The following is a 12,335-nucleotide window of genomic DNA, read 5'->3' as shown; positions in this document are numbered from 1 at the left end:
GCAGGCGCAGGGGCGGAAGGCCACAAAAAGCCCCGGCAACGGTTTTCTTTAAAAAGGAGGGGGGCGCCGAGGCAGGGGCCAGTGCGCCCCCCAACGCGGGCAAGCCCGCTCGCCACAACAAGCCCTGCTAGCCAAAGCCTGCTGCCACAATGGCGCCACACGCGACATTAAACCCTGATGCAGATCAGCATGGCCTATAACTGATTCAGCGATTCTCGCGGCTTTTTGCCTGCCCCCTGCAATGGAGATGCGTGTGTTTGCCAACCTGCTGATCATTCTGGCCTCATCCCTGGTGGTGATCGCACTCTTTCGCCGCCTGCAACTGCCGCCCGTACTGGGCTACCTGTGCGTGGGCCTGGCCGTGGGGCCTACCGCGCTGGACTGGGTGAACGACAGCGAAGACCTGCCCGACCTCGCTGAACTGGGCGTGGTGTTCCTGCTGTTTTCCCTGGGCCTGGAGTTCTCCCTGACCAAGATGCTCGCCCTGCGCCGCGTGGTGTTCGGCCTGGGCAGTTTGCAAGTGCTGGGCTGTGCGACGTTGCTGGGCGGTTTGCTGATGGCTCTGGGGGTGGCGCCGGGCATTGCGTTAATGCTCGGCGCGGGCCTGGCGCTGTCGTCCACGGCCATCGTCAGCAAAGAGCTGACCAGCCTCGGGGAGATCTTCAGCAGCCATGGCCAGAACGCGATTGGCGTATTGCTGTTCCAGGACGTAGTGGCGGTGCTGTTGCTGACGCTGGTCCCGGTGTTTGCCGGCAGCAGCGAGCAAGCCTGGTATTGGGCGTTGCCGCTGACCCTGGGGAAAACGGTGCTGCTGTTTGTCGGCTTGCTGCTGGCCAGCCGCTGGTTATTGCCGCGCTTGTTCCATGAAGTGGCCGCCTCCCACTCGGCCGAGCTATTTGTGCTGCTGGCCTTGGTGATCGTGTTGCTCACCGCCTGGCTCACGCACCTGCTGGGCCTGTCCCCTGCCCTCGGCGCGTTCCTCGCCGGGATGCTGCTGGGCGAAAGCCATTACCGTCATCAGATCGAAGCGGACATCCGGCCGTTTCGCGACATCCTGCTGGGGCTGTTTTTTGTCAGTATCGGCATGCTGATCGACCTGCAGCTGTTCGTCAGCCATAGCCTGCTGATCCTCGGCCTGACCCTGGCGCTGATGGTGGTCAAGGGCTGCGTGGTGGCGGCACTGGTCAAGCTGCGTGGCAGCGACAGTGAAACCGCCTGGCGCAGCGGCCTGGCCCTGGCCCAAGGCGGCGAGTTCTGCTTTGCCTTGATGGCGCAGATGCAGCAAAGCCGGCTGATCCCGGATGAGTTCAACGGGTTGCTGCTCGCGGCCACCTTCTGCTCGATGCTACTGACACCGCTGCTGCTGCGTGCCGCGCCGGCCATCGCCCTGCGCCTGCACCGCAAGCCTAACCAGCAGGTGCAACTGGAACAAATCACCGCGCTCAACGCTGAGCTGCAGGGCCATGCGGTGATTTGCGGCTATGGCCGCGTCGGGCAATCCATCGGGCGTTTTCTGCGCCGCGAGCAACACGCGTTTATCGCCCTGGATGATGACCCGGAGCGGGTGCAGGAAGCCGCCACCCAAGACAGCAGCGTGCACTATGGCGATTGTCGCCGTGGCGCGCTGCTCAGTGCAGTCGGCCTGGAACGTGCGCGGTTGGTGGTGATTGCGGTGGACAACAGCGATGTGGCCCTGACCGTGTTGAAAGAGGCCAGGCGGATCAACCCCGCGGTGCCCATCCTGGTGCGCACTCGCGATGACAGCCAGTGGGCTGAATTGAAAGCCGCGGGCGCCACCGAAGTGGTGCCCGAGCTATTGGAGTCGAGCCTGATGCTCGCCGCCCACGCCTTGGCGCTGCTGGGCCTGCCCGCCCAACAGGTACAGGCGCGGCTGGACGAAGTGCGGCACAACCGCTATCGCCTGTTGCACGGTTTTTACCCACCCGCACACGACGACGAAGACGCGCCGATCAATCCTGACTGACCGCGCCGATCTTGTGGATCGACAGGTCCGCGCCGTAATACTCCTCTTCCTGGCTCAGACGCAGCCCGTGCACGCGCTTGATCACGCCATACACCAGCAGGCCGCCGAGCAACGCCACCGCGACACCGAGGGCGGTGCCGATCAACTGGCTGATCAAGCTCACACCTCCCAGCCCACCCAGCGCCGACTGGCCGAAAATGCCACAGGCGACCCCGCCCCATACGCCGCACAGGCCATGCAGCGGCCACACGCCCAGCACGTCGTCGATCTTCCAGCGGTCCTGGGCGGCGATAAAGCACCACACAAACAAGCCGCCGGCGACCACACCGGTGACCAGCGCGCCCACCGGGTGCATCAGGTCCGAACCGGCGCAGATCGCCACCAGCCCCGCCAAAGGACCGTTGTGCAGAAAGCCTGGGTCATTACGCCCGATCACCAGCGCCGCGACGGTGCCACCGACCATGGCCATCAGCGAGTTGACGGCGACCAGGCCGCTCACGCCGTTCAGGGTTTGCGCACTCATCACGTTAAAGCCGAACCAACCCACGATCAGGATCCACGACCCCAACGCCAGGAACGGGATACTCGACGGCGCAAAGGCCACCAGCCGTCCTTCCCGGTAGCGCCCGTTGCGCGGGCCCAGCAGCAACACCGCCGCCAGCGCCAACCAGCCGCCCATGGCGTGCACGACCACCGACCCGGCAAAGTCATGAAAGCTGGCGCCAAAGGTCGCGAGCAGCCAGGCCTGCAGGCCGAAATTGCCGTTCCACACCATGCCTTCAAAAAACGGGTAGATGAACGCCACGATCAGCGCCGTGGCACACAGCTGCGGAACAAAACGTGCACGTTCGGCAATGCCCCCGGAAATGATCGCCGGAATCGCCGCGGCGAAGGTCAGCAGGAAGAAAAACTTCACCAGCCCGTAGCCATGGTCGGCACTGATCACCGCCGCCGGTTGCATGAAGCTCACGCCATAGGAGATCCAATAGCCTATAAAGAAATAAGCCAGGGTGGAGATGGCAAAGTCGCTGAGGATCTTGGACAGGGCGTTGACCTGGTTTTTCTGGCGCACGGTCCCGACTTCCAGGAACGCAAAGCCGGCATGCATGGCCAAAACCATGACCGCACCGATCAGGATAAACAGGGTGTTGGAACTGTGGACGAGGGTATCCACCGCGCTTTGCAAATTTTCCATGGAGGTTGGCAGGCCTGCGTTCAAGGCAAAAAGCACCAAAGCGGTTCAAGCCAGGGTTGCGCGCACTAAATTGGCACCACCGGCCCCGCCCCTCTTGAGAGGGCGTGAACCGCTTTAGCGCAGCGATCAACACAGCAGGCTGTTGCCGTCAGGGTTTTTCCGCGAGTTTCATTGATTTAGGGTAAGGTTTTTCAAGGCATTGGCCTTGGGCCGCCCGGATTCAGCGCAGACACCTGAGCGTGCGCACCAAGGCAAAGCAAAAGCTGTACCAGACAATTGCACTGAACCTTCACCGATAGCGGTGACTCGAAACCACACGTATGCAAGTCACACCCAGCCAATCACGGAGATAACCATGGCCAGAAGAACTGCAAAGACTGCTCAAGAAATACTGCTGGCGGATTTTCAAACCCTGGTCAGTGACACCGAAAAGTTACTCGACGACACCGCCACCCTGGCCGGGGATCAAGCCGATGAGTTGCGCACCAAGATCCATGACAGCTTGCTCAAGGCCCGTGAAACCCTGCAACTGACCGAAGACTCGCTGCGCGAGCGCGGCCAGGCGGCGGTCACCGCCACTGAGGATTACGTACAAGCCAACCCGTGGCAGTCGGTGGGTATCGCGGCGGGTGTGGGCTTCCTGATCGGTTTGCTGGCTACAAGGCGCTAAATTATGTCTATCGGCGAAAGCAGCTCGTCCACGGGCTCAACCTCTCGACGTCTGGGCGCGGCCGTTCTGGGCTTGCTGCACAGCCATGTCGAACTGTTTGGCATTGAATTGCAGGAGCAGAAGGCGCGCACTGTCAGCCTGCTGCTGTTTGCCGGCCTGGCGCTGGTGTTTGCCCTGCTGTTGCTGGTGGGGTTATCGACGCTGGTGATGATTCTGGTGTGGGACACCGGTTACCGCCTGACCGGGATCATCTGCCTGTGCGTGTTCTACAGCCTGGCCGCAGCCTTCTGCGGAGTGCGCTTGAAAGCGGCCGTGTTCGATGAGTCCACGCCCTTCCACGCCACCCTCGAAGAGCTGGCCAATGACCGGGAGCGCCTGCTGCCATGAGCTCAAAAGAAATCCAGCAAACCTCGCGTAGGGAGATGCGCAAGGCGTTGATTCGCCTGCGCATGGAAATGCACCGCCAGGAAATCCGTCATGAGTCCCAACAGTTGGTGATGCCCCTGAACAGGGTGCGCAACATGGGCAGCAACTGGCAGGACAGCCTGGGCATCAAGCACGCGCCGCTGTGGGGCGTGGCCGCCGTGACGCTGATGGGCTTTTTCACCGGCAAGGGTGCCAAGGCAGGCAGTATCAGCAGCGTGACGCGCCTGGTACGGCTCGGTGCCGGGTTGATCCCGCTGATCAAATTGGCAATGCAAGGCAGGTCAGGTAAAAGCTGAGCCCTGCTGGCTGCATTCTTGCAAACAGAATCGGCCCGGCCCTTGTTTTCGAGGGCCGGGCCATTTTTTTCGCCTGCATCCCTAAGGAGGCCCCGTGATTGACGGGCAACCGCTCGCCTGCTTCCAACCGTTCATCGACACCGCCACAGGCCGCATCGCCGGTGTCGAAGCCTTGGGCCGCTTGCGCCAGGCCGATGGACGCTTGCAGTCCGTCGGCCCGCTGTTCGCCGACCCGCGTACGCCGGGCGTGACGCTGCGCCGCCTCGACCGGCAGATCCGCGACAACGCTTTGAGCCGCTTGCACGAGGCCCCCGAAGACTGGTTCCTGAGCCTGAACATCTCACCGCGCTGGATCAACCGGTTACGCCCGGGCCAGGCGCTGCCGAGCCTCAAGCAGATTCACAGCCATGGGGTCGACCCGCAGCGCATCGTGTTCGAGATCACTGAGCTGGGCGGTGACATCCGGCGCCTGGCCGAGGTGGTCGCGCGCTATCGCGAGGCCGGCGCGCGCATCGCCATTGATGATTTTGGTGCCGGTTATTCCCAACTCGACCGGGTGCTGGCGTTGCAGCCGGATATCCTCAAGCTCGACATGCGCCTGTTTCAGGAAGCCGCCAAGGGTGGGCCGAGCAGTGACGTGGTGCGCGCGCTGGCACAGATGGCGGAAAAAACCGGCTGCTGGATCATTGCCGAGGGCGTGGAAACCGAGGCGCAACTGAGTTTCGCCCTGGAATGCGGGGCGCGTTATGTGCAAGGTTATCTGTTTGCCCAGGCGCAGTTGGACTGGTTTGCCGCCGACGCCTTCGTGCCGCACTTTGCCCAACTGCGCGGGGCTTACGTGCAGCAGAAACTCGCGGAACGCGGGCGCCTCATGCAGTTACGCCTGCAACTGGCCGAGCTGATGAAAATCCTGCAGAGCTGGGCCGAAACCCAGGCGCCGCTGAGTGACTTGCCCAAGCTGCCGGCCTTCCCCTGGCTGCTGCGCTTTTATCAGTGCGACCGGCATGGCACCCAACTGACCCCTAACTTCGAATGGCGCCAGGACGCCTGGCAAGCCGACAGCCGCTACCTGGGCCACAACTGGTCGTGGCGCCCGTACTTTTATCACCTGCTGGCCGAAGGTTGGGAGGAGCGCCGCCTGACGCTGTCCTCTACCTACCGCGACGCGACCACCAACCAGTACTGCCTCACCGCCGGACAATTCTTCAATAACGGTCAACGTTTGCTGTTAATCGATATCGACGCGGTCGGCCTGTAGATTTTCGCTTGCCGAGGCCACGCTGAACCGGGAAGCTGGGAGGGTCATTCACCGCACGGAGAGTACCCGCCTTGGATTGGCCCACCCTGCTTACCCGCGAACGTCTTGGAAAACCCCTGCACAGCCCGGAAGAACTGGGCCGTAGCCCGTTTCACAAGGACCACGACCGGATTATTTTCTCCGGCGCGTTTCGTCGCCTGGGCCGCAAGACCCAAGTGCACCCGGTGTCCAGCAACGACCACATCCACACGCGCCTGACGCATTCGCTGGAAGTCAGCTGCGTGGGCCGCTCCCTTGGCATGCGCGTCGGTGAAACCCTGCGCAGCGCCCTGCCCGACTGGTGCGACCCAAGCGACCTGGGCATGGTCGTGCAATCGGCCTGCCTGGCCCACGACATCGGCAACCCGCCGTTCGGGCATTCCGGCGAAGATGCCATCCGCCACTGGTTCCAGCAGGCTGCGGGGCGCGGCTGGCTGGATGACATGAGCAGCGCCGAGCGCAATGACTTCCTCAACTTTGAAGGCAACGCCCAAGGGTTCCGCGTGCTGACCCAGCTGGAATACCACCAGTTTGACGGCGGCACCCGGCTGACGTTTGCAACCCTGGGCACGTACCTCAAATACCCCTGGACCGCCCGCCACGCGGACTCCCTGGGCTACAAGAAACACAAATTCGGCTGCTACCAGAGCGAACTGCCGATCCTTGAGCAGATCGCCCACAAGCTCGGCCTGCCGCAACTCGAAGAACAACGCTGGGCCCGGCACCCGTTGGTTTACCTGATGGAGGCGGCGGACGACATCTGCTACGCCTTGATCGACCTGGAAGACGGCCTGGAAATGGAGCTGCTCGAATACGCCGAGGTCGAGTCGCTGCTGCTCGACCTGGTGGGCGACGACCTGCCCCAGACCTATCGACAACTGGGGCCCCAGGATTCGCGCCGACGCAAGCTGGCGATCCTGCGCGGCAAGGCCATCGAGCACTTGACCAACGCGGCGGCGCGCGCCTTTGTGGAACAACAGGATGCCTTGCTGGCCGGCACCCTGCCCGGCGACCTGGTGGAGCACATGCACGGCCCCGCCAAACGCTGCGTGCTGGATGCCAAGGACATGGCGCGCAAGAAAATCTTCCAGGACAAACGCAAGACCTTGCATGAGATCGGCGCCTACACCACCCTGGAAATTCTCTTGAACGCCTTTTGCGGCGCAGCACTCGAGCAACATGGCGGGCGTACCCCCTCCTTCAAGAATCGGCGTATCCTCGACCTGCTCGGCAACAATGCGCCGAACCCGGCGTGGCCGTTGCACGCGTCGTTCCTGCGCATGATCGACTTTATCGCCGGCATGACTGACAGCTATGCCACCGAAATGGCGCGGGAGATGACGGGGCGCTCCAGCCCGCAGTAACCTGACCGATCCAGCCGCCTGTTCACTGAACAGAATCAACTTACGACGGGAACAGAGCGGCCTGATCGAATTCGCACAAGAACCCAAAGAATAATCACGCACGCTCCGGGTAAACCTGGCGATTAGTGCTGACGTGCCCCCTCCTTCGACGCTTGACTCATCGTGTGCCTTCTATGCCCAGTACCGATCTTCGCATCCTGTTGGTGGAGGACCACCCTTTTCAACTGCTCGCCACCCAGTGCCTGCTGAGGAGCTTTGGCTTCCAACAGCTCACGCCGGCCGAAAATGCCGAACAGGCGATCCGCTTGATGACGTCGGCCGACAGCCCTTTCGATATCATCCTGTGCGATCAGTGCCTGCCTGACCTGCCCGGGCTTGAATTGATCGACATCGCCAGTCGCCGACGCTTCGTCAGGGCCGCCATCCTCCTCAGCGGGCTTCCCCACGCCGAACTCGCAGCGCTGCACACCCAAGCGCTGGCGCGCGGGCTGCCGCTGCTCGGGTACTTGTCCAAGCCATTGAACCAGGAGGAGCTGGAGCGTCTGACCGTCTCACTCGCCCCGTTATAAATGTAGGACTTAAAACGTATAAACCCGTTGAAAAATACCCGCAGCGCCCCCGTTAAATCCCTGGAATCACGATTCGCCAAGCGCGCCCGCGAAACCCTGACTTCACGCCTCACAAAGCCTTGACAATACGTAAGCTCCTACCTTTTTTTATGTAGGAAAGTTCCTGTTTTATATCTAACGCCCCTCAACTTCATGCTCTGCCCTCGGCTTCTGAGCTAATGTGCCCGCTTTATTTGCACTTGCATGGAATCTAATCATGAACACAGTTTTTATTATTGATGACCATCCGGTTATAAGACTTGCTATCCGCATGTTACTGGAGCATGAAGGTTATGAAGTGGTCGGCGAAACCGATAACGGATGCGACGCCATACAAATGGTCCGCGAATGCCTGCCCGACCTGATCATCCTCGATATCAGCATTCCAAAGCTCGACGGGCTTGAGGTGCTGTGCCGATTCAATGCCATGAACACCGCGATGAAAACACTGGTGCTGACAGCCCAGTCCCCCACCTTGTTCGCCACGCGCTGCATGCGCTCGGGCGCCGATGGCTATGTGTGCAAGGAAGGCGACCTGAGCGAACTGCTGAGCGCCATTCGTGCGGTGTTGTCCGGTTACAACTATTTCCCCAGCCAGGCCTTGAACAGTGGCGGTGCTGAAGGCGTGGATACTCGGGAGCTTGACCTGTTCAAAGCGGTCAACGATCGAGAGTTGATGGTATTGCAACTTTTTGCACAAGGCCGTACCAACAAAGAAATCGCAAAAGGAATGTTCCTCAGCAATAAAACTGTCAGCACTTATAAAAAGAGGCTAATGCAAAAACTTCAAGCCAAGTCCTTGGTAGAACTTATCGAGATGGCAAAACGAAACGCGCTAGTGTGAGAAAACGGATGCCCAGATGTATAAAGGACTATCTGATTATATTGAGTGCCGGTTTGTGCTTGAGCACCGCCGTGCCTGCGTCCCCGCAAACGGGCCCGGAACATTTCAACCTACTGAGTCGCGCCAGCGCCGTACAACTGGAAACTCACCTGAGCCGGGCACAACGCCTCTGGCTGCAGAACAAACGTGAATTGGTGCTCGGCACCTCGTTTCCTGACTACCCGCCTTTCGACCTCACTTCCAGCGGGCGTGACTATGAGGGCCTTACCGCCGACTACGCGGGCCTGCTGTCCAAGACACTCGCCGTACCGGTCAAGGTGTTGCGCTACGGCTCTCGAGAGGCCGCTATCCGCGCCCTTGAAACGGGCGATATCGACTTGCTGGGCTCCTCCAACGGCTTTGAAGCAGCGAACCCCAACCTGACCCTGTCGGAGCCCTATGCGGTGGACCGCCCGGTACTGGTCACCCGCGAAAGCGAAACCCGCAGCCTCAGCGAGGGGCTGGCCGGCATGCGCCTGGCACTGGTCTACCACTATCTGCCGCTGGGAGAGGTGGAAAAGCTGTACCCCAAGGCAATCATCCGCGCCTACCCCTCCTATCAAAACGCCTTGAATGCGGTGGCATTCGACCAGGCCGACGTGTTTCTAGGCGATACGATTTCCACCCATTACATGATCAACAAGGGGTATTTGAAAAACGTCCGCATGGCGAACTTCGGCAAACATGAGGCCTATGGGTTCAGCTTCGCCATGCCTCAGCACCAGCACACCCTGCAGAGCATCGTCGACACCGTGCTACGGGCCGTGCCCACCAGCGAACGGGAAACCATCGCCAAACGCTGGAGTGCCGGCAGCGACATCCTGCTGACCGACCAGAAGCTGCAACTGAGCCCACGCGAAGAACGCTGGATCAAAGACAACCCGGTGGTCAAGGTGATCGTCAACGCAACCTTTGCGCCGCTGACATTCTTCGACAACGACGGCAACTTTCGCGGCATCACCGCCGACCTGCTGGAACTGATTCGCCTGCGCACCGGGTTACGCTTCGAGGTCCAGCGCGGGCGCGACGTGAACGCGATCATCAAACAGGTCGAGACGGGCAACGCCGACATCATTGGCGCGATCACCCCCAGCATTGAACGCGAAGCCCACCTGAGCTTCAGTCGCCCCTACCTTGAAAACTCCTACGTCATGCTGACGCGCAAAGAACCGCAGGCTCCCACCGGCCTGGAGGAAATGGAGGGCCGGCGCCTGGCCATAATTCAAGGCAACCCGCTGAAGAAATTCCTGCAAGAGCACTTCCCCAGGATCCAGCTGGTGGAAACCGGGGATACCTTCGCCGCCACCGAACTGTTGGTGCAGGGCCACGTGGACGGCGCAGTCAATACCCTGGTGGTGGCCAACTACCTGCTGTCTTCCCATGGTTTCCAGGACAAGGCTCAAATCAGCTTCAGTATCGGCACGATCCCCGCCAACTTTTCGCTGGCGACCTCGCGCAGCGCCACCGAACTCAGCTCGATCCTCGACAAGGCCCTGCTCAGCATTGCACCGGATGAGCTAGGGGTCATCAACAGTCGTTGGCGCGGCTATACGGCGGCCTCCGACAGCTACTGGCGCGACTATCACCAACTGATCGCCCGCATCGTCATCGGCACCGGAGTGCTGTTGCTGATTTCCCTGAGCTGGAACGCTTACATGCGCCGCCAGATCAAGCACCGCAAAATGGCCGAGCGCGCCCTCAACGATCAGTTCGAGTTCATGCGCGCGCTGGTCAACGAAACCCCGCACCCGATTTACGTACGTGACCGCAAGGGCCTGCTGCAAACCTGCAACGACAGCTACTTGCAGGTGTTCGACGTCAAGCGCGAAGACGTCATCGGTAAAAGCGTGATGCAGATCAGCACCGCCTTTGCCGCAGAGGCGGCGCAGTACCATGCCGACTATCAGCGGGTAGTGGCCGAAGGAAAGCCGTTGATCCTGGACCGCGTCCTGCATATCCACGGGAAAAAACTCACGATTTACCATTGGATCCTGCCGTACCGCGATTCCGATGGCGAGGTACAGGGCATCATCGGCGGCTGGATCGACATCAGTGAACGCCGCCTGTTGTTCGACGAACTTCGCGCCGCCAAGGAACGCGCCGACGAGGCCAACCGCGCCAAGAGCACGTTCCTGGCCACCATGAGCCACGAAATCCGTACACCGATGAACGCGGTGATCGGCATGCTCGAGTTGACCCTCAAGCGCGCGGACCAGGGCCACCTCGACCGTCCGGCCATCGAAGTGGCCTACAACTCGGCCAGGGATCTGCTGGAGCTGATCGGCGACATCCTGGACATCGCCCGTATCGAATCCGGCCGCCTGAGCCTGGCGCCGGAGCGCGTCAACCTGCGGGAGGTGATCGAGTCGGTGGTACGCGTGTTCGATGGCCTGGCACGCCAGAAAACCCTCAGCCTGTTGCTGGAGTTCAAACCCGAGCTTGACGACACCGAAGTACTGATCGACCCGCTGCGCTTCAAGCAGGTGCTGTCCAACCTGGTCAGCAATGCGATCAAGTTCACCGAGCATGGCCAGGTGAAGATCAAGGTGGAAATATTACCCACCCAGCTGCCGCAGCAAGTCGAGATGAAACTGGTGGTAGAGGACACCGGCATCGGTATCAGCCGAGACGACCAGATGCGCCTGTTCGAACCCTTTGCCCAGGCCGACAACTCCGGGCAATTGGCCAGGAGCGGCGCTGGCCTCGGGCTGGTGATCTGCCGCAGCCTGTGCGCGATGATGGGCGGTGAACTGAGCCTGAGCAGTGTGCCGATGGTGGGCACCCAAGTGCATGTCAGCCTCAAGATGACACGCCTGCAGTCTGTGCTGTCGGTGACCGAACCCATGCCCCAAGCGCCCGCTACCGCGCCCGTGCTCAATGTGCTGGTGGTGGACGACCACCCGGCGAACCGTCTGTTGATGTGCCAGCAGCTCGGCTACCTGGGTCACCAGTTCACCGCCGCCCAGAACGGCTCCGCCGGCTTTCAGGCCTGGCGCCAGGAGCACTTTGACCTGGTCATAGCCGACTGCAATATGCCCGTCATGAATGGCTACGAACTGAGTCGTTCGATCCGCGAGTACGAGGCACGCGAGCAACTGACACCCTGTATCGTGCTGGGCTTTACCGCCAATGCCCAGCCAGAAGAAAAGCAGCGCTGCGCTCAGGCGGGCATGAACGACTGCCTGTTCAAACCCATCAGCCTCACGGCGCTGGAGCGCCAGTTGGCGAAGGTCAAGCCACAGCCCCTCGGCCTGACCCTGGACCTCGCCAACTTCGAGGCCCTTACCGGCGCTGACCCGCACATGAGCCGACGCCTGCTCGAGGAACTGTTGAGCAGCAGTCGCCAGGACCGTCAGGAAATGCTCACGCTGATGGCCGCACAGGCCTCTGCCCACGACATCACCGAACAAGCCCACAAGATCAAGGGCGCCGCCCGCATCGTGCAAGCCAACGCACTGGCCTCGCAATGCGAAGTCATCGAACAGGCCTGCGCCCGAGGCGATGCACCGGCCCAGGTCGAAGCGGCAGTGAAAACCCTGGAAAAGCTCATGCTGGAGCTGGAGAGAATGCTGCAAGTGCAGCTGCACGAACTGGACAATCAATGAAGGGGGC

At 61.2% G+C, this 12,335-nt stretch carries 10 protein-coding genes; 9 read left to right on the top strand and 1 reads right to left on the bottom strand.

Going from position 1 to position 12,335, the window contains the following annotated elements; all coding sequences use genetic code 11:
- The first annotated feature begins 247 nt into the window (after positions 1-247).
- Entirely contained in the window at positions 248-1,984 is a 1,737-nt protein-coding gene (locus tag GIW02_RS09365) for a monovalent cation:proton antiporter-2 (CPA2) family protein (protein ID WP_236412501.1), read from the top strand.
- Here GIW02_RS09365 and GIW02_RS09360 read toward each other — a convergent pair.
- The gene (locus tag GIW02_RS09360) at positions 1,971-3,179 is read right to left on the bottom strand and encodes an ammonium transporter (RefSeq protein WP_236412499.1); all 1,209 of its coding nucleotides are present in this window, start codon (positions 3,177-3,179) and stop codon (positions 1,971-1,973) included. The genes GIW02_RS09365 and GIW02_RS09360 overlap by 14 nt on opposite strands.
- A 355-nt stretch (positions 3,180-3,534) precedes the next feature.
- On the opposite strand from GIW02_RS09360, the gene GIW02_RS09355 reads away from it, so the two are divergent.
- From GIW02_RS09355 to GIW02_RS09320, 8 genes are all read left to right on the top strand, one after another.
- Positions 3,535-3,849, top strand: coding sequence for a DUF883 family protein (locus tag GIW02_RS09355; RefSeq protein WP_236412497.1), 315 nt, complete (start codon positions 3,535-3,537; stop codon positions 3,847-3,849).
- A 3-nt stretch (positions 3,850-3,852) separates the two neighbouring features.
- Positions 3,853-4,236 (top strand): phage holin family protein, encoded by a 384-nt coding sequence (locus GIW02_RS09350; protein WP_065939958.1) that lies wholly within the window; start codon positions 3,853-3,855, stop codon positions 4,234-4,236.
- Complete coding sequence (locus tag GIW02_RS09345; protein WP_236412495.1) at positions 4,233-4,571, top strand: hypothetical protein; 339 nt, start codon at positions 4,233-4,235, stop codon at positions 4,569-4,571. Before GIW02_RS09350 ends, GIW02_RS09345 begins: the two co-directional genes overlap by 4 nt.
- 94 nt (positions 4,572-4,665) lie before the next feature.
- Positions 4,666-5,829 (top strand): EAL domain-containing protein, encoded by a 1,164-nt coding sequence (locus GIW02_RS09340; protein WP_236412493.1) that lies wholly within the window; start codon positions 4,666-4,668, stop codon positions 5,827-5,829.
- Between the two features lie 71 nt (positions 5,830-5,900).
- Positions 5,901-7,232 carry a deoxyguanosinetriphosphate triphosphohydrolase gene (locus tag GIW02_RS09335; RefSeq protein ID WP_236412491.1) on the top strand — a complete coding sequence of 444 codons (1,332 nt, stop codon included), beginning with the start codon at positions 5,901-5,903 and terminating at the stop codon, positions 7,230-7,232.
- 173 nt (positions 7,233-7,405) lie between these two features.
- Positions 7,406-7,801 carry a response regulator gene (locus GIW02_RS09330; RefSeq protein WP_236412489.1) on the top strand — a complete coding sequence of 132 codons (396 nt, stop codon included), beginning with the start codon at positions 7,406-7,408 and terminating at the stop codon, positions 7,799-7,801.
- A gap of 256 nt (positions 7,802-8,057) precedes the next feature.
- The gene (locus GIW02_RS09325; protein ID WP_236412487.1) at positions 8,058-8,684 is read left to right on the top strand and encodes a response regulator transcription factor; all 627 of its coding nucleotides are present in this window, start codon (positions 8,058-8,060) and stop codon (positions 8,682-8,684) included.
- 8 nt (positions 8,685-8,692) lie between these two features.
- Positions 8,693-12,328: a transporter substrate-binding domain-containing protein gene (locus GIW02_RS09320; RefSeq protein ID WP_236412485.1), complete on the top strand. Its 3,636-nt coding sequence runs from the start codon at positions 8,693-8,695 to the stop codon at positions 12,326-12,328.
- Positions 12,329-12,335 lie beyond the last annotated feature (7 nt).

Source organism: Pseudomonas syringae (assembly GCF_021606685.1).
GTDB lineage: Bacteria > Pseudomonadota > Gammaproteobacteria > Pseudomonadales > Pseudomonadaceae > Aquipseudomonas > Aquipseudomonas syringae_R.
The sequence above is the reverse complement of the archived record's forward strand: the minus strand, read 5'-3'. Positions and strand labels throughout refer to the sequence as shown.